General features: G+C 64.9%; 15 protein-coding genes. 5 read left to right on the top strand and 10 right to left on the bottom strand.

Translation table 11 applies throughout. The features are described from left to right. Positions 1-27: 27 nt before the first annotated feature. On the bottom strand, positions 28-183 hold the full coding sequence (locus ACX4ZE_RS02845) for a hypothetical protein (RefSeq protein ID WP_480271695.1): 156 nt from the start codon (positions 181-183) through the stop codon (positions 28-30). A 363-nt stretch (positions 184-546) separates the two neighbouring features. Between ACX4ZE_RS02845 and ACX4ZE_RS02840 the strand changes: the two genes are divergently transcribed. Both ACX4ZE_RS02840 and ACX4ZE_RS02835 read left to right on the top strand, forming a co-directional pair. Then, positions 547-1278, top strand: coding sequence for an IPT/TIG domain-containing protein (locus ACX4ZE_RS02840; RefSeq protein WP_480271694.1), 732 nt, complete (start codon positions 547-549; stop codon positions 1276-1278). Next, the gene (locus ACX4ZE_RS02835; RefSeq protein ID WP_480271939.1) at positions 1279-1815 is read left to right on the top strand and encodes an IPT/TIG domain-containing protein; all 537 of its coding nucleotides are present in this window, start codon (positions 1279-1281) and stop codon (positions 1813-1815) included. It begins immediately after the preceding gene. A gap of 220 nt (positions 1816-2035) precedes the next feature. On the opposite strand, the gene ligA is transcribed toward ACX4ZE_RS02835, so the two are convergent. The 7 genes from ligA to ACX4ZE_RS02800 all read right to left on the bottom strand — a co-directional run bounded on the left by ligA (position 2036) and on the right by ACX4ZE_RS02800 (position 11053). Continuing rightward, a complete protein-coding gene (ligA, locus tag ACX4ZE_RS02830) occupies positions 2036-4141 on the bottom strand; it encodes an NAD-dependent DNA ligase LigA (RefSeq protein ID WP_480271693.1) in 2106 nt (701 codons plus the stop codon). A gap of 98 nt (positions 4142-4239) precedes the next feature. Continuing rightward, entirely contained in the window at positions 4240-5274 is a 1035-nt protein-coding gene (locus tag ACX4ZE_RS02825) for a methionine synthase (RefSeq protein ID WP_480271938.1), read from the bottom strand. A 146-nt stretch (positions 5275-5420) separates the two neighbouring features. After that, a complete protein-coding gene (gene mnmA / locus ACX4ZE_RS02820; protein WP_480271692.1) occupies positions 5421-6524 on the bottom strand; it encodes a tRNA 2-thiouridine(34) synthase MnmA in 1104 nt (367 codons plus the stop codon). Next, complete coding sequence (locus tag ACX4ZE_RS02815) at positions 6524-7753, bottom strand: cysteine desulfurase family protein (RefSeq protein ID WP_480271691.1); 1230 nt, start codon at positions 7751-7753, stop codon at positions 6524-6526. The genes mnmA and ACX4ZE_RS02815 overlap by 1 nt, the downstream gene beginning before the upstream one ends. Before the next feature lie 106 nt (positions 7754-7859). Next, on the bottom strand, positions 7860-8735 hold the full coding sequence (locus tag ACX4ZE_RS02810) for a lysophospholipid acyltransferase family protein (protein ID WP_480271690.1): 876 nt from the start codon (positions 8733-8735) through the stop codon (positions 7860-7862). A gap of 4 nt (positions 8736-8739) precedes the next feature. After that, on the bottom strand, positions 8740-9567 hold the full coding sequence (locus ACX4ZE_RS02805) for a GNAT family N-acetyltransferase (RefSeq protein ID WP_480271689.1): 828 nt from the start codon (positions 9565-9567) through the stop codon (positions 8740-8742). A gap of 193 nt (positions 9568-9760) precedes the next feature. Beyond that, a complete protein-coding gene (locus ACX4ZE_RS02800; protein ID WP_480271688.1) occupies positions 9761-11053 on the bottom strand; it encodes an NAD(P)/FAD-dependent oxidoreductase in 1293 nt (430 codons plus the stop codon). A 111-nt stretch (positions 11054-11164) separates the two neighbouring features. Here ACX4ZE_RS02800 and ACX4ZE_RS02795 point away from each other — a divergent pair, with 111 nt between their 5' ends. The 3 genes from ACX4ZE_RS02795 (at position 11165) to ACX4ZE_RS02785 (ending at position 14287) form a co-directional block, all read left to right on the top strand. Then, positions 11165-12022, top strand: coding sequence for a LysR family transcriptional regulator (locus ACX4ZE_RS02795; RefSeq protein WP_480271687.1), 858 nt, complete (start codon positions 11165-11167; stop codon positions 12020-12022). 261 nt (positions 12023-12283) lie between these two features. After that, the gene (locus ACX4ZE_RS02790) at positions 12284-13534 is read left to right on the top strand and encodes an ATP-binding protein (RefSeq protein WP_480271686.1); all 1251 of its coding nucleotides are present in this window, start codon (positions 12284-12286) and stop codon (positions 13532-13534) included. 42 nt (positions 13535-13576) lie between these two features. Beyond that, complete coding sequence (locus tag ACX4ZE_RS02785) at positions 13577-14287, top strand: PIG-L deacetylase family protein (RefSeq protein ID WP_480271685.1); 711 nt, start codon at positions 13577-13579, stop codon at positions 14285-14287. Between the two features lie 114 nt (positions 14288-14401). Here the strand turns inward: ACX4ZE_RS02785 and ACX4ZE_RS02780 are convergent, their stop codons facing one another. Beyond that, entirely contained in the window at positions 14402-15358 is a 957-nt protein-coding gene (locus ACX4ZE_RS02780; protein WP_480271684.1) for an electron transfer flavoprotein subunit alpha/FixB family protein, read from the bottom strand. Between the two features lie 109 nt (positions 15359-15467). After that, on the bottom strand, positions 15468-16253 hold the full coding sequence (locus tag ACX4ZE_RS02775) for an electron transfer flavoprotein subunit beta/FixA family protein (protein ID WP_480271683.1): 786 nt from the start codon (positions 16251-16253) through the stop codon (positions 15468-15470). Positions 16254-16375 lie beyond the last annotated feature (122 nt).

Below are 16375 nucleotides of genomic sequence, written 5' to 3'. Positions count from 1 at the left end.
CGAATCGATATCATGAGTGGAAGCGGGCTACATTGCCGGGCCTGCGGTTTCGAACCCCCACGGCCCACGGCAGCCACCGCCATCCTCGCGCACGTGCCCTAGCGCCCCTTCCTGCCACCACCGGATAAAGACAGTCGCAGATTCCACGTCGAATTCGTCCGAGGCGAAGAGCTCGACCCTCATCGGCTTCATGCTCTCCCGCTTCTCGACGGTATGCCGTATCGACCGCGTTCAGGTCAGCCCTGTACTCGAATATCTCGAAACCCGGACCCCGACCTCGAAGCTACTCCAGTACAGCAACTCTCGGCGCCGGACATCCGATTACATACCATCCGGGCCTGATACCCACTGCCGGACAACCATTATCACCCCACAAGACCGGCCGTTCACAGTTCCGAGCCGAAAACTGTCCAGGCAATTCGTTGCGGAACCGCGGCCAAGGATACGTTGCGGAACCACCACCGCCGGTGGCCTACTGAATACAGCGGTAGCGCTTAACTCGATAAATGTTGCAGGACAACCACTTTCCATGTTCGAAGACCTCCGATGGCGCCTGTGCTCACCTCACTCGACCCCACCTTCGGTCCCACCTCCGGCGGCAACACGGTACAGATCTTCGGCAGCGGGTTCGCCGGCGTCGGCCCGCTGACAGTACGGTTCGGGGCGACCGCCACCACGTTCACCATTGTCTCCGACACCCAGATCGACGCCATCGCCCCGCCTGGCACCGGCACCGTCGAGGTCACCGTCGCCGCCCTGCTGAACGGCACCAGCAACCCACTGCCCTACACCTACAACGGTGCCGGGCTGCTGTTCTTCACCGATGGCGTCTCCCCTGTCGGCAATGTGTATTCGGTACCGCAAACCGGTGGCACACCGACTTTCCTGGCGACCGACCTGAGGCCCGTAGGTCTCGTCCGGGTCGGTAGCCTACTCTACATCTGCGATCAAGGGGCCGATCGGGTGGTGACGGTGCCGACAACCGGTGGCACGCCGACCTCCCTGGTGACCGGACTGTCGAGCCCTACGGATATCACCGTCTCCGGCAGCACCCTGTTCATCACCAACTTAGGTACCAGTCAGGTAGTGTCGGCGCCGATCACCGGCACCGCCACCCCCACCGTGATCGCCACCAGCCCCACCGGCATCTTCGGCATCACCGACGGGGTGCCCACCCAATCGGGGCTTGCTTCGGTCTCGGCGGCTCTGCTGGCCGCACCTGTGCTCACGGCGCTCAGCCCGATTTCCGGTCCCGAATCCGGCGGCAACACGGTATAGATCTTCGGCAGTGGGTTCACCGGCCCGTTGACCGTACGGTTCGGGGCGACGGCGACCACCTTCACCATCGTCTCCGACACCCAGATCAACGCTATCGCCCCACCCGGCACCGGCACCGTCGAGGTCACCGTCACCTCCGTGGACGGCATCAGCAATCCACTGCCCTACACCTACGGCGGCCTGTTGTTCTTCACCGACTTCGGCGCCGGCAATGTGTACTCGGTGCCGCAAACCGGAGGCACACCAACCCTATTGGCGTCCGGCCTGGACCTTCCTATAGCCCTCGTCCGGGTCGGCAACCTCCTCTACATCTGCGAGCCCGCGGCCAATCGAGTGTCCACGGTGCCGGTCACCGGCGGCACACCGACCCCCTTGGTGACCGGACTGTCGAACCCTTCAGGTATCACCGCTTCCGGCAGCACCCTGTTCATCACCAACCGAAACACCGCTCAGGTGGTGTCGGCGCCGATCACCGGCACCGCCACCCCCACCGTGATCGCCACCAGCCCCACCAGCGTATTCGGGATCACGATTTGAGCGGCGACCCGACCACCGCATTGTGCGGCACCGCCGAGATCCCCCTCGGGCCGTGCCGCACAGCACAGCGGGGCTGCAGCAGACGCCACAGGGGGAGCGCCGCACCGAACCCGGCTGACGCACCTGTGCTCAAAGTTGGTGGGACGAGGCATGATGAACTCTTGATAGTCGCCCATCAGTTGATCCTCATACCTCAAACTATCTCGAGGGCAAGTATCGTTCACTCCTCGGCTTCGGCATCCGCCGCGGCCGTCTCCGGCGCGACCGCATCGGGTCCGCTTGCCAGCAGCCGCCGGAATCCCTCCTCATCGAGGATCGGCACACCCAGTTCCTCCGCCTTGGTAGCCTTGCTTCCCGGTGCGTCACCGACCACGACGAACGCGGTCTTCTTCGATACCGAACTCGCGGCCTTGCCGCCGCGCACCAGAATTGCCTCCTTGGCGCCATCACGGGTGAATCCCTGCAAAGAACCGGTCACCACGATGGACAGGCCCGCGAGATGGCGCGCGACGGAATCGTCGCGTTCATCTGCCATCCGCACCCCAGCGGCCCGCCACTTCGCCACCACGGCGCGGTGCCAGTCGACGGTGAACCATTCCGATACTGCGGCCGCGATGGTCGGACCGACGCCATCCGTGGCAGCCAGTTCCTCGACCGAAGCCTCCTCGATACGGTCCAGGCTTCCGAACTCGGCGGCCAGCGCGCGCGCTGCCGTGGGGCCGACGTGCCGGATAGACAAGCCGACCAGCACTCGCCACAGCGGCCGGTTCTCGGCCGTGGCCAGATTCTCCAGTAAACGCTTGCCATTGGCCGACAAACTGCCGTCCTTATTGGCGTATAACGAGGTGGTCAGCAGAGCCGCCTCATCCAGATCGAACAGGTCGCCCTCGTCGATGATCGCACCGGATTTCAGCAGATCGATCGCACCCTCATAACCGAGCGCCTCGATGTCGAACGCGCCACGGCCTGCCACGTGGGATACCCGCTCACGCAACTGCGCCGGGCAGAATTGCTGATTCGGACAACGGATGTCGGCATCGCCCTCCTTCTCCGGCCGCAACTCGGTGCCACACTCCGGGCAGTGCGTCGGCATGACGAACTCACGGACATCGGCGGGGCGCGCATCCACCACCGGGCCGAGTACCTCGGGGATCACGTCACCCGCCTTGCGAATGGTGACCGTATCGCCGATCAACACGCCTTTGCGTTTGACCTCGGCGGCATTGTGCAAGGTGGCCATCGCGACAGTGGAACCTGCGACGGACACCGGCTCCATGACCGCGAACGGGGTCACCCGGCCGGTACGGCCGACATTCACCTGGATGTCCAGCAGCCGGGTCGTCGCTTCTTCCGGCGGGTATTTGTAGGCGATCGCCCAGCGCGGGGCGCGCGAGGTCGAGCCGAGACGGCGCTGCAACGCGGTCTCATCGACCTTGATCACCTGACCATCGATCTCATGATCGATATCATGCCGGTGCTCGCCCCAGTAAGCGACCCGCTCGATCACCGCGTCGATACCCCGCACCCTTCTGATGTGTTCTGATACCGGCAGCCCCCAGGCCGCGAGCGCCCGGTACGCCTCGTGCTGCGTGACCGGGGCGTAGCCCTCGATGCGGCCGAAGCCGTGGCAGACCATCCGCAACCTGCGCCGCGCGGTCACTGCCGGGTCCTTCTGCCGCAAAGAGCCCGCCGCGGTATTGCGAGGATTGGCGTATGGCGGCTTTCCCTCTGCGACGATAGCGGTGTTGAGCGTCTGGAAATCCTCCAACCGAAGGTACACCTCACCGCGAACTTCCAGCAGCTCCGGAATCGGGAATTCGTCGCTGGGCGTCAACTCGCCTGGGATGTCGTCGATGGTGCGGGCGTTGAGCGTCACATCCTCACCAGTGCGTCCATCGCCGCGGGTGGCGCCGCGGATCAAGCGCCCGTTCCGGTAGACGAGATTCAGCGCGACGCCGTCGATCTTCACCTCACACAGATAATGCGGGTCCGGCCCGGTTTCCGCCTCCACTCGCGCGGCCCAGGCCCGCAACTCGTCGATATCGAACACATTGTCCAGCGAAAGCATCCGCTCGAGGTGGTCCACTGCGGCGAAATCAGTCGCGAAACCACCACCGACGAGCTGGGTGGGCGAATCGGGTGTGCGCAGATCGGGCTGCTCGTCCTCCATGGCCTGCAACCGCTGCAACAACGCGTCGAACTCGCCGTCGGAGATGATCGGCGCGTCCCGTACGTAGTAGCGGAACTGGTGCTCACGCACCTCGTCCGCAAGCTGCTGCCACCGCACTCGCAGCTCCGGCGGCGCCGCATTGTCGCTGTCACTCACGCTTGGCACAGTAGCCGAGCGCACCGACAGTGCATGCTCGTGTTCCGCACATCAGACGCGGCCCGTCCCGACCCAGAGCAGACGACGAAACGTCCAGTTCAGTCGAAGGAAAGCCGCTCCGGCTCTTCGGCATAGGCCCGTGCCACCTCATTGGCCAGGCGCAAGGCCTTGCGTCCCCACTCCGGAGAAGCGCTCGCCATACCGCAGGCAGGGCTGACCGCCACTCGCTGCGCGAGCGTCCGGCGACCGAAGCCGAGCCGATCGACCAACCGGACTCCCGGTTCGGCGAGACTACGCCAGGTGACCGGAGTGGTCGGAGCTACGGCCGGAACGACGCCGAGCACCAGATGTTTACCCCCTTGGAGGGTTTCCCCTACCTCGTCGAGCTGCCCGGTGCCGATCGTGCTCAGGTCGAAACCGAGCGCGGCGGCGGCAGTGCTGCGCAGCAGACCCAACGCCGGGACCTCAGCGCAGCTGTGCACGAGCACCGGCACCGATTGTGCGGTGATCACTGTGTCCAGGACGGCACACGCTTGTGGCTCGGGCAGCGCGCGCACGGTATCCAGTACGCTCACGCCACGCAGCGAACCGTCGAGTACCGCAGTCAGCGACGGCTCATCCAGCTGCAGGACGGCATGGGCGCCGAGCCGCTTGCCTACCTCGGCGAGGTGCTGGGACAACCCCTCGGCCAACGACTCCGAAAGGTCGCGCACGGCACCGGGATCAGTGAGCACGCGATGCCCACCCGGCAGCTCCACCTGTGCGGCCAAGGTCAGCGGACCCGCCGCTTGGACCTTGACCGTGCGTCCGAGACCGGTCAGTCCAGCGTCCTCCCAGGCTTCTTCGAGCGCGTCCAGATCAGTGCGTAACAGATCATGGGCGCGCCGCGAAACCGCTCCTGGCCGCGACGCGAGCCGATAGCCCCGTGACGTGGTATCGAAACGCAGATCGACCAATAGCGCAGAAGCGCGGCCGATCAGGTCCGCGCCCGCACCGCGCATCGGCAGCTCCACCAGATGCGGCAGCTCGCCGAGCTCGCCGACGATTGTCGCGGCGGCCTCCCTGGGATCGCTTCCCGGCCAGGAGCCGACCCCGGTCGCGAGTCCGCCGCGGAAACCGGCGAACTCGGGCACCGCATCGGCCGCACTGTCCCGCACCGTACCTGTCGTGCCGGTCTCGTCCACCGTCACCGAACTCCCGTCCGTCCGAACTTTCCGTCACCAGTGTCGAGCGCTCCAGGCGCGGCCACCGTCTGCTGTCGCCGCACCGCACCGTCGTCTCACCACACCGTATCGGTGGATGCGGCCCGATCCGCTGTCGCGGAGATGGTTCCGCTGCCGATCACTTCGTCGCCCTGGGGATCCGAACGGTAGAGCACCACCGCCTGGCCGCGGGCGACACCGGTCAACGGCTCGCGTAGGCGCACGATCAGCCCCGCACCCACCGCCTCGGCGACCGCGGGGGCAGTACCGCCGTGCGCACGCACCTGAGCCACGCACTCGATCGGTCCCGCGGGTGCGGAACCCGAGGTCCAGACTGCTCGCTCGGCCTCGACCGTCCAGACCCGCAGGTCCTCTGCCGTACCGACCCGGACTGTTCCGGTATCGGGATCGATGCCGGTCACATATCTGGGCTTGCCGTCGACCGCTGGTCCGGGTAAACCGAGGCCCTTGCGCTGACCGATGGTGAACCCGTGCACACCCTCGTGCTGCCCGAGTACCCGGCCGTCCGCGTCGATGATCGCACCGGTCCGAATGCCGATCTTCGCGCCGAGGAAGGCACGAGTATCTCCAGAGGGGATGAAGCAGATATCGTGGCTGTCCGGCTTATTCGCCACGGCGAGCCCACGCTCGGCGGCCTCGGCACGAATCCGCGGCTTGGAAGTATCACCCACCGGGAACATCGCGCGCGCGAGCTGCTGTGCGGTCAGCACCGCCAGCACATAGGACTGGTCCTTGTCTATGTCGACGGCGCGGCGCAGCACACCGTCTTCCAGCCGCGCGTAGTGGCCGGTGGCCACCGCATCGAAACCGAGCGCCACCGCGCGGGCGGCCAGCGCGGAGAACTTGATCTTCTCATTGCAGCGCAGGCAGGGGTTCGGTGTTTCTCCCGCCGCATAGGAAGCGACGAAATCGTCGATCACGTCTTCTTTGAATCGATCGGCGAAATCCCAGACATAGAACGGGATGCCGAGTACGTCAGCGGCACGTCTGGCATCGCCTGCGTCCTCTTTCGAGCAGCAGCCGCGCGATCCGATACGCAACGTGCCTGGTATCGCCGACAGCGCCAAGTGCACACCGACCACCTCATGGCCGGCATCGACGGCACGCGCCGCCGCGACGGCCGAATCGACCCCACCACTCATCGCGGCGAGTACCCGCATCAGACGCCTCCTCTCGCACCGGCCAGGCCTGCGGCCTTGGCCCGCTCCACCACCTGTGGCAGCACCCGCAGCACTGTATCGACATCCGCGCGAGACGAGGAGTGCCCCAGCGAGAATCGTAATGACCCACGCGCCTGCCTGGGCTCGGCGCCCATCGCGATCAGCACATGACTCGGCGTGGCGATGCCGGCGGTACACGCCGAGCCGGTCGAGCATTCGATCCCGGCCGCGTCCATCAGCATCAACAGCGAATCCCCTTCACAATCAGGGAAAGTGACATGCACGTTGCCGGGCAGGCGGCGATCGTCGAGCGGCCCATTGAATATCGCGTCCGGAGCGATCACGCGAATGCCTGCGATCAGCGCGTCACGAAGAGCGCTCAATTCGTTCGTCCGCGCGGGTAATTCGATGACCGTTTGCCGCAAGGCGGCGGCCAGGCCGACAGCCGCCGCGGTATCGGAGGTTCCCGAACGCAGGTCGCGCTCGTGCCCGCCACCGTGCAACAACGGCACACACGGCACCTGCCTGCCGAGCAGCAGTACACCGACACCGTGCGGGCCACCGACCTTGTGACCGGCGAAGCTCGCCGCGGAGAGCCCGCTGGCTCCGAAGTCGATGGGAAGCTGAGCGGCCGCCTGCACCGCGTCACTGTGTATCGGCACACCGAATTCCTGCGCCACGGCGGCGAGTGACCCGATCGGCTGGATGGCGCCGACTTCGTTGTTCGCCCACATGATGGTGACCAGTGCGACATCGCCGGGATTCGCGACGAGCGCGGCACGCAGGGCGCCGGGCGCGACCATCCCCTCATCGTCCACCGGCAACCAGGTGACCTCCGCGCCCTCGTGCTGCTCCAGCCACTCCACCGCGTCGATCACCGCATGGTGCTCGATCGAGCTGGCGATGATCCGAGTCCGGCATGGCTCGGCGGCACGACGCGCCCAGTAGATGCCCTTGACCGCCAGATTGTCGCTTTCGGTGCCACCGGAGGTGAAAATGACCTCCGAGGGCCGGGCACCGAGGTCGGTGGCGATCGCCTCACGTGCCTCCTCCAGCAGCCGCCGGGCAGCCCGTCCCGATCCGTGCAGCGAGGAGGCATTCCCCGGTATTCGCAGGGCAGCCGTCATCGCCTCGATAGCCGCAGGCACCATCGGTGTGGTGGCCGCGTGATCGAGGTAGACCGTCTGAGGCGCCGCGCCGTTGACCGGACCCGAAAAAACCGACTTCATGACCAGTAAAGGATAACTGTCACCCGCAGTGGGTCGTTCCCACCCATATCGCGGGCCTGCGGCACGGGCACCTGCCAAGAGCCGAACAGGTGCGGTCGCAGGACCGCTACCAGGCCGCGCCGCGCACTGCCGACTCACAGCGATGGGCCAGCTCGCGCCGATCCGAACCGGGCTGTTGCACCGGTTCTAGCACTACCTCGGCGAGCAGGCCACGCGAGCGCAACACCCGGCGCACGGAGGATATGAATGTATCCGCGCCGAGGAACCCCGGCGCCGTGCACGGCATACCGCGCCGGTCCAGATACCGCAGTCGCACCGGCTGTACTGCGCTTCCTGTGTCCACCGCTGCCTGGAACAGCGCGGGCCGCATCTTGCCGGAAGCACGGCCACACCAGGTGGTGCCCTCCGGAAAGACGCCGATCCGGTCGCCGGCGGCCAGCCGAGCAGCCACTACGGATACCACATCGGGCAGTTCTCGCAGGCGTTCCCGTTCGATCGGGATGACCCGCATCACTTGTGCGAGCTTGCCGAAAAACGGCAAATCCACCAGGTCCGCGCGTGCCACGAAACCGAGCGGCTGCACTGAGGCCAGCGCAACGATATCGGTCCAACTGATATGCCCGGCGACAACCAGCGTTCCGCTGCCGGAAACGCCGTACCCAACCGGCGCGGACACGACATCGCCCACATCAGCGCCGCCACGCTTCGGCGCGGCCCCCCGGTTGTCGACTATGCGTAATCGAATGCCGAGGCAGCCGAGCAGCGAGCGCGCGTAACCTCGTTGCATTGATTCACGTTTGCCACGTGGCGTCACCATGTACGCGACCGGGAAGCTGAGCAACAGTCCGGCGACTCCGGCCAGCCGAACGGCCACCCATCCTGGGCCCGCCTCGGCGATCGCGTCCAGGCAGTCGGTCCCGCATGGACTCGACGGCATCCACGCGTGCGCAGTGCACGCGGCAGGCGGCATATCGAAGCCCACAGTGTCACCGTCTCCGATCGAAGGTAGCCGCGGCATCGCGTAGGCGGTCGAGGTAGCGGGTGTTGATAGTGTCCAGCCCGAGCAGCGCGACAAAGTCGGCCACCGCGAAATCGAGATCGTGCGCGGGCTCGCCGCAGAACTTCGCGCCCAGCCGCAGATAGCCACGCATCAGTGGTGGAAGCTTCGTCCGCGACGGTGCGGTCAGTTCATCCAGACACCTGCCCTCGACGAGCACCGGACGGTACGGACGCACCCGGCGTTCCTGCTCGCAGGCATGCCTGCCGAGCAGCAGGTCACGCACCCCGCGCACATTCACTCCCAACGGGTCTGTCGGGGACTGCTGCATCGGTACCGATACACACCCCATCACCCACTCATAGCCGGTGAGTTGGATGTAATGCAGGATGCCCGCCCACATAAGGGTGAGTACCGAACCGTTGCGATGCTCGGGCACCACGCAGGCCCGGCCCATCTCCACGATCCGCGTGCCCACCGGATCCAGTTGGGCGAGATCGAATTCTGTCGCCGCGTAGTACCCACCCGCCGCGACCACCTTGTCCGGCGGCAGCATGCGGTAGCAGCCGACGAACTCCCCGCTGATGTCGTCGCGCACGAGCATGTGATCGCAGTACTCGTCGAAATGGTCGGCGTCCAGGCCAGTTCCATTGTCCAGGATCCGGAAGCCCGGCTCTTCGGCGAAGACCCCATAGCGCAACCGCTGCGCGGCGACACGATGAGCGATATCCGAGGAGACCACCAGCGAGTACTGCGGCCGTTCCTCCCTGGATATCACCGGTCGAGCCGAGGCTGTCAGCACGGACGAAATAGTCATACCTGAGATGAAGCCAGTTCGACACTGCGCCAGAGCAACTTCTAAATGTCACCTCGACACCGGTTCGGTGAACGAGATTTCAGTCACACCCAGTCGTTCACCAAATAGTTCCGCTGCGTTCACCCGACCACGGCATGGGCGAACAGGCGGTCATGAATACGCCGCGCCGCAGCCCCGGCAAACCGAATGCGGCTCAGGCTGCGCTGTGCTGCGCAGCGTGTGTCTCGGCCGGAGCTGTCCGCTCTTCGGCGAAGCCTGGCCGCCCGGTACCGATGAACGCGATCAACCAAGAAGCGACCGCGGCGAAACGGTTACGGAAGCCGACCAAGTAGAACAGGTGCACCGCCAACCACATGAACCAAGCCGACACACCGCGGAAAGTGATGTGCTCATTGAGTTTCGCGACCGCGCTGAACCGGCTGATCACCGCCATACTGCCCTTGTCCCAGTAGCTGAAGGGGGTACCGGGCCGCTTTTTACGGCTGATGATGTCGGCGGCATGTCTGCCTTCCTGCATGGCTACCGGCGACTGTCCGGGGTAGCCGTTGAGCGAGGTCATATCTCCGATGGCGTAGATGTCCGCGTACCCGCCGACGGTGAGGTCCGGGTTGATCAGCAACCGACCCGCCCTGTCGGTCTCGATACCGGTGGCATCGGCCAAGATCTTCGCGAATCCGCCCACCTGCACACCTGCCGACCAAACCACCGTTTCGGCCTCGATGACATGTTCGACATCGTCCGCACCCTTGACGGAGACCTTGCCGTACTCGATGTCGGTGACGAAAGTGTCCAGTAACACGTTGACGCCGCTGTGGGTCAACGATTTCCTCGCATAGTCTGACAGCCCGCCACCGAACGGCGGGAGCACCGCACCGGCGCCTTCTACCAGCGTGACCGAAATTTCCTGGCGGTAATGACGCTTCGCCAGCTCCTGCAGCTGGCCCGCGACCTCGACGCCGGTCGCACCCGCACCGACCACGACGAAATTCAGGAGCCCGCGCTTGGTCTGCTCGTCGGCATTCGCGGCCTCGGTGAAAACGCGTTCGATCTGCGCGCGCAACCGCCGCGCGTCAGCGATGGTCTTGAGCGAGAAGGTCTTCTCGGCGAAATCGTCCCGGCCGAAATAGGACTGACTGGCACCAGTCGCCGCGATCAGCGAGCCGTAGCGAATCCGATGCCGCACACCCGCGTTCTCATAGATGACAATGGCCTGATCCGGATCAATGGAGACTACTGTGCCGAGGCGGACATCGGCCTCGCGGTGGCGGCGCAGGATGCCCGCGATCGGCGGCGCGATCTCCTCCGCGGTGAGCACTCCGGTCGCTACCTGATACAACAGCGGTTGGAACAGATGCTCGGGCGTGCTCGAGATCAGCACGTAGTCCACACCGGACTTGGCCAGTTGCTTGGCGGCTGCGAGCCCACCGAATCCCGATCCGACAATGACCACGCCCGCGGTTTCGATCCCCGCATCCACGTACTCCATACAAACCTCCTTCTCTCATTACAAACCGTGATCCGGAAGGCGGATATTTCAGGTGTCAGAGCGCATACTTGAGATGACTCTTATCTCGATTCGTAATCAATAGGAGGTGCTGTGGAACTTCGGCAGCTCACCTACTTCGTCGCGGTGTGCGAGGAGCTCAGTTTCAGTGGTGCCGCCACGCGCTGTTTTATCTCCCAATCCGCGATCAGCCATCAGATCTCCCGGCTCGAACGCGACCTCGGCGTGCAACTGTTCGAACGCTCGACTCGATCGGTAGTACCCACGGACGCCACCGCCCGGCTACTCCCCCTCGCGAAACAAATGCTGAGCCTGGAGTCGGCGATCCGCGCCGCCGTGCGCACAGCAGGACCGCGCATCCGGCTGGCCGCGAACATGTCCTTCGCCACTCGCTCGCTATCGGCCATCGCAGGCGCGCGCGCCGCGCATTCGGAAGCCGAGATCGAGTTCGTGATCAAACCATTCCGCCAACGCATCACCGCGGTCGCCGACGGAGATTGCGATCTAGCGCTGATCCGGGGCCGGGTCGACCAGCACGGCCTCGTGGTGGAGCAGCTCTGGGTCGAAGACCTGGTGATCGCCACCTCCAGCGCACACCCACTGGCCGCCACATCCACGGTGACCCTGGCCGACCTGAGCTCGTATCCACTGCTACTCCCGCCGGAACAGGAGCAAGTGCTGTTGCATACGGTGATCCGCAACGCATTCGCCGAATTGCCTACCGGCCCCACCTTCGGGCCACCCATCACGCCAGACCACACCGCGACAATGGAACTCATCAACCGGCCCGACGCCTGGACTGTGCTCTACGCCGAAAGCCCCACCGAGGGGCTGGTGGTGCTACCGCTCACCGAGCACAAACTGCGCATCCCGGTCTCGGCCGTATTGCGCACCGATCTCCGGCGCTCACCGATCCTGACCACCCTGCTGTCCGCACTGCGACGCAGCTGAACCAGGGCAGACGGCGAGGAAAGCGTACTCGTCTATCCGCTACGTGACGTCCCGATCGAATCGGATCACGCACCCACACCGCACCTCGACATCGGCCGAAACCAGAGCCGAAGCACCACCAACAGTCCACCGAATTCGCGATTCGCCGATCCACTCTGCCGCAGATCAGCAATATATAGTGCCGCAAATCGGCTATAAATAACACCGCATATCGGCAATGTATATCGCCGCAAATCGGCAACAGGAACTACCATAGGGTGCATGGCGACCGGAAATCTACGACCGCGACATGCGGCCGAAGCGGTACGCGACGCGTTATCGGATACCCGGGTCGTGCTGGTCAACGGTGCCCGCCAGGCCGGTAAGAGCACGCTGGTGCGGTCGATTGCCGGAGAACGCGCGGCCACGTGGCGGGACCTGGACCGGCCCGACGACCGACAGGCCGCGATCGCCGATCCCGTCGGGTTCGTCGAGGACGATGGGTTGATGGTCATCGACGAGATTCAGCGGGTGCCGGATCTGCTGCTTCCGATCAAAGTGGCCGTCGATACCGACCCGCGCCCCGGTCGCTACCTACTGACCGGATCCGCACGCCTGCTCGGGCTGAGAGATCTTCCGGACACGCTTCCCGGTCGCATGGATACGATCGAGTTGTGGCCTTTCTCACAGGGAGAAATTGATGGGGCCCCAGATGGATTCGTCGACGCGGTCTTCCGTTCTGGGCCTGCGATCGGCACCGATTCGGAAATCTCGCGAGTGGAATACACCGAACGCATTGTGCGCGGTGGCTTTCCGGAAGCGGTCGCGCGGACCGATCAGCGTCGACGGGGTCGGTTCCTGGACAACTATGTGCAGAACCTGATCGAGCGGGATGTGCGACAGCTATCCGAGATCGAGCGCGCACCCCAGCTGACCACCTTGGTGCGGTTGCTCGCGGCGCGATCCGGAACGCTCACCAGCGCAGGCGCACTGGCTGGTGAACTCGAGCTTGCGCGCGGTACGGTCCAACGGTACCTGCGGCTGCTCGAGGAGATCTTCCTCATCAAGCGGATTCCCGGTTGGTCACGCAATATCGGCACACGCGTAACCTCCGCGGCCAAGCTCGTATTCGTCGATTCCGGTGTCGCCGCCCGGATGCTCGCTATCGATGCCCACACTCTGCGGCGACCGGGAGGCCTGTTCGGTCCCCTGCTGGAGGGGTTCGTGATCTCGGAACTCGCCCGGCAGCTGACCTGGAGCGCGACGCCGGCCGAGCTCTACCACTACCGAGACCAGAACAAAGTCGAAGTCGACATCCTACTGGAGGACCGCCGCGGAGCTGTGGTCGGGATCGAGATCAAGGCGGCTTCCACGGTCAAGACAACCGATTTCCGCGGACTACGCGCCCTGGAGGCCAAACTCGGCGACGAATTCCTGGCGGGCATCGTCTTGTACACCGGCGGCCATACCTTGCCGTTCGGCCCGAAGCTGCGCGCCATGCCGGTGAGCGCCCTGTGGCGACTCTCCACTTGATCATGACATGTTTCTCGGGAACCAATGCTTGAATGAACTGTCATGGATCAGGTTCCCGAAGACTGGCAGCGCGGTGTGGTAATCGTCGCGCACCCCGACGACATCGAATACGGTGCCGCCGCAGCGGTCGCGCGCTGGACCCGCCAGGGCAAGGATATTCGCTATGTACTGGTGACCAGCGGAGAGGCAGGAATCGCCGGGCTAAGGCCTGCGGTTGCGGGCCCGCTGCGCGAAGCGGAGGAAATCGCGGCGGCCGAGGTGGTCGGGGTGCGAGAGGTGGAGTTCCTTGGATATCCGGACGGGAGGGTTCAGGAAAGTCTGGAGCTGCGTCGTGACCTGGCCGCGGCGATCCGCAGGCACCGACCGGAGATGGTGGTGTTGTTCAACTTCGGCGACACATGGGCACCTGGTTACGCCAACAGTGCCGATCACCGCGCTGTCGGCCGAGCCGCACTCGACGCCATCTCAGACGCGGGCAACGAATGGATATTCCCCGAGATCGCCGAACAGGAACCCTGGTCGGTGCGGTGGGCGGCGGTCATGGGTCCGGTCGTCACCCATGCTGTGGATGTCACCGACACCCTCGCACAGGCTGCCGCGTCTCTGACCGAGCACCGCCGCTATCTCACAGCATTGACTTCCGTACCCGTCGACGAGCAGGTTCGCATCATCATGGACCGGGTAACCGGCCCCGAAGAAGGGTTCCCCGCCGAGCGTGCGGTCGGTTTCGAGCTGTTCTTTTTCAGCGGCTGATCGGCGTCTCTACCCGGTTTGTCCCAGCAGCGCCTGCTCTCGCGTCTGCGAGCGAAAGATGGCCCCGGCTGTTTCCCTAGCCAGGGCCACCGATTCCGCGCGGCACGCGGGTCGTCAGCCTTTGTGCGCCTTGACTGCTTCAGTCAGCTGCGGCGAGACGTTGAACAGGTCGCCGACAATGCCGTAATCCGCGATCTCGAAGATCGGCGCCTCTTCGTCTTTGTTGACCGCGACGATGGTCTTCGAGGTCTGCATACCGGCGCGGTGCTGGATCGCGCCGGAGATACCCAGGGCAATGTACAGCTGCGGCGAGACGGTCTTACCCGTCTGACCGACCTGGAACTGACCTGGGTAGTAGCCCGAGTCGACCGCGGCACGCGAGGCACCGACAGCGGCACCGAGCGAATCAGCCAATGCTTCGACCACGGCGAAGTTGTCGGCAGAGCCGACGCCACGGCCACCGGAGACCACGATGCTCGCCTCGGTGAGTTCGGGACGGTCACCGGCCACGACCGGCTCGCGCGAGGTCACCTTGACCACGCCCTCTTCCTGTGCGGGTACCTCGATAGTCACCTTCTCTCCCGCACCGGCCTGCGCCGAAGCCTCAACGGCACCCGGACGCAGCGAGATCACCGGCACATCACCAGTGACCTTGGCGTCGACTGTGAACGCACCGCCGAAGATGGAGTGCACCGCGCTGCCGTCGGACTTCACGTCGATGACATCGATCAGCAGGCCGGAGCCGATACGGGCGGCCAGACGACCCGACACTTCTTTGCCCTCAGCGGTGGCAGCGACGATGACCGCGGCCGGGGAGGCCGACTCGGTCAACCCGGCCAGCACATCCACCTTCGGCGTCACCAGATAGTTCTCCACATCGTCGGACTCGGCGACGTAGATCTTCTCGGCGCCAGCGGTGGCTAGCGCGTCAGCCAGCTTCTGGCCGGTACCCGCCGGGCCGAGCACGACGGCGGCGGGCTCGCCGAGCGCACGAGCCGCGGTGATCAATTCGGCGCTGACCTTCTTGATCGCGCCGTCTGCGTGCTCGACGAGCACAAGTACTTCTGCCATTTGTGTTCTCTCCTAAGAAGTCTTCAGTCCTGGAGGGCGGAAAGAGCGGCAATCGCCGAGCGCTCGTTCCGCCCAGCCTGATGCGGTGTCCCGCAGAGCGCTGCCGAGATCAGATGACCTTCTGGCCGATCAGGTACTGGGCGATCTTGGTGCCGCCGTCGCCTTCGTCGGTGATCTTCTCGCCCGCGGTGCGCGGGGGCTTCGGGGTAGCCGCGGTGACCGCGGAGCCCGCGTTCGCCACACCCACAGTCGACGGGTCGACGCCGAGGTCGGCCAACGTGAAGGTCTGCACTTCCTTCTTCTTCGCGGCCATGATGCCCTTGAAGGACGGGAAACGCGGCTCGTTGATCTTCTCGGTGACGCTCACGATGGCAGGCAGACCGGCTTCCAGCTTGAAAACGCCCTCGTCGGTCTCGCGCTCACCAGTGATTTTATCGCCGTCGACGGTCAGCTTGCGCAGGTGCGTCAGTTGCGGCAGACCCAGGTATTCGGCGATGATCGCGGGCACGGCACCGGCGCGGCCATCGGTCGCCTCATTACCGGCGATGACCAGTTCCACCCCCTCGACCTGGCCGAGAGCGCTGGCCAACACCCATGCCGTCTGCACTGCATCGGATCCGTGGATGGCCGGATCGTTGATGTGGATAGCCTTGTCCGCACCCATGGACAGCGCCTTGCGGATGGCCTCGGTAGCGCGGTCTGGACCGGCGGCCAGCACGGTGACCTCGCCACCCTGGGCTTCCTTGATCAACAGCGCCTCTTCGACGGCGCGCTCGTTGATCTCGTCGAGTACGGCGTCGGCGGCCTCGCGATCAAGAGTGAAGTCACCGTCGGTCAGCTTGCGCTCGGACCAGGTGTCGGGAACCTGCTTGATGAGTACGACGATGTTCGGCATCGGTCTTCGTCGACCTCCTGTTCTGGATTACACGGTCATGGTGGTCGCACGAGCTGGGCCGTACGTCCGGGTGAATGGCTCAGGCCGTGTACATTACCTTACGTTAAGTTACCCATGGGTAA

The organism is Nocardia sp. TBRC8007 (genome assembly GCF_056629435.1).
The sequence above is the reverse complement of the archived record's forward strand: the minus strand, read 5'-3'. Positions and strand labels throughout refer to the sequence as shown.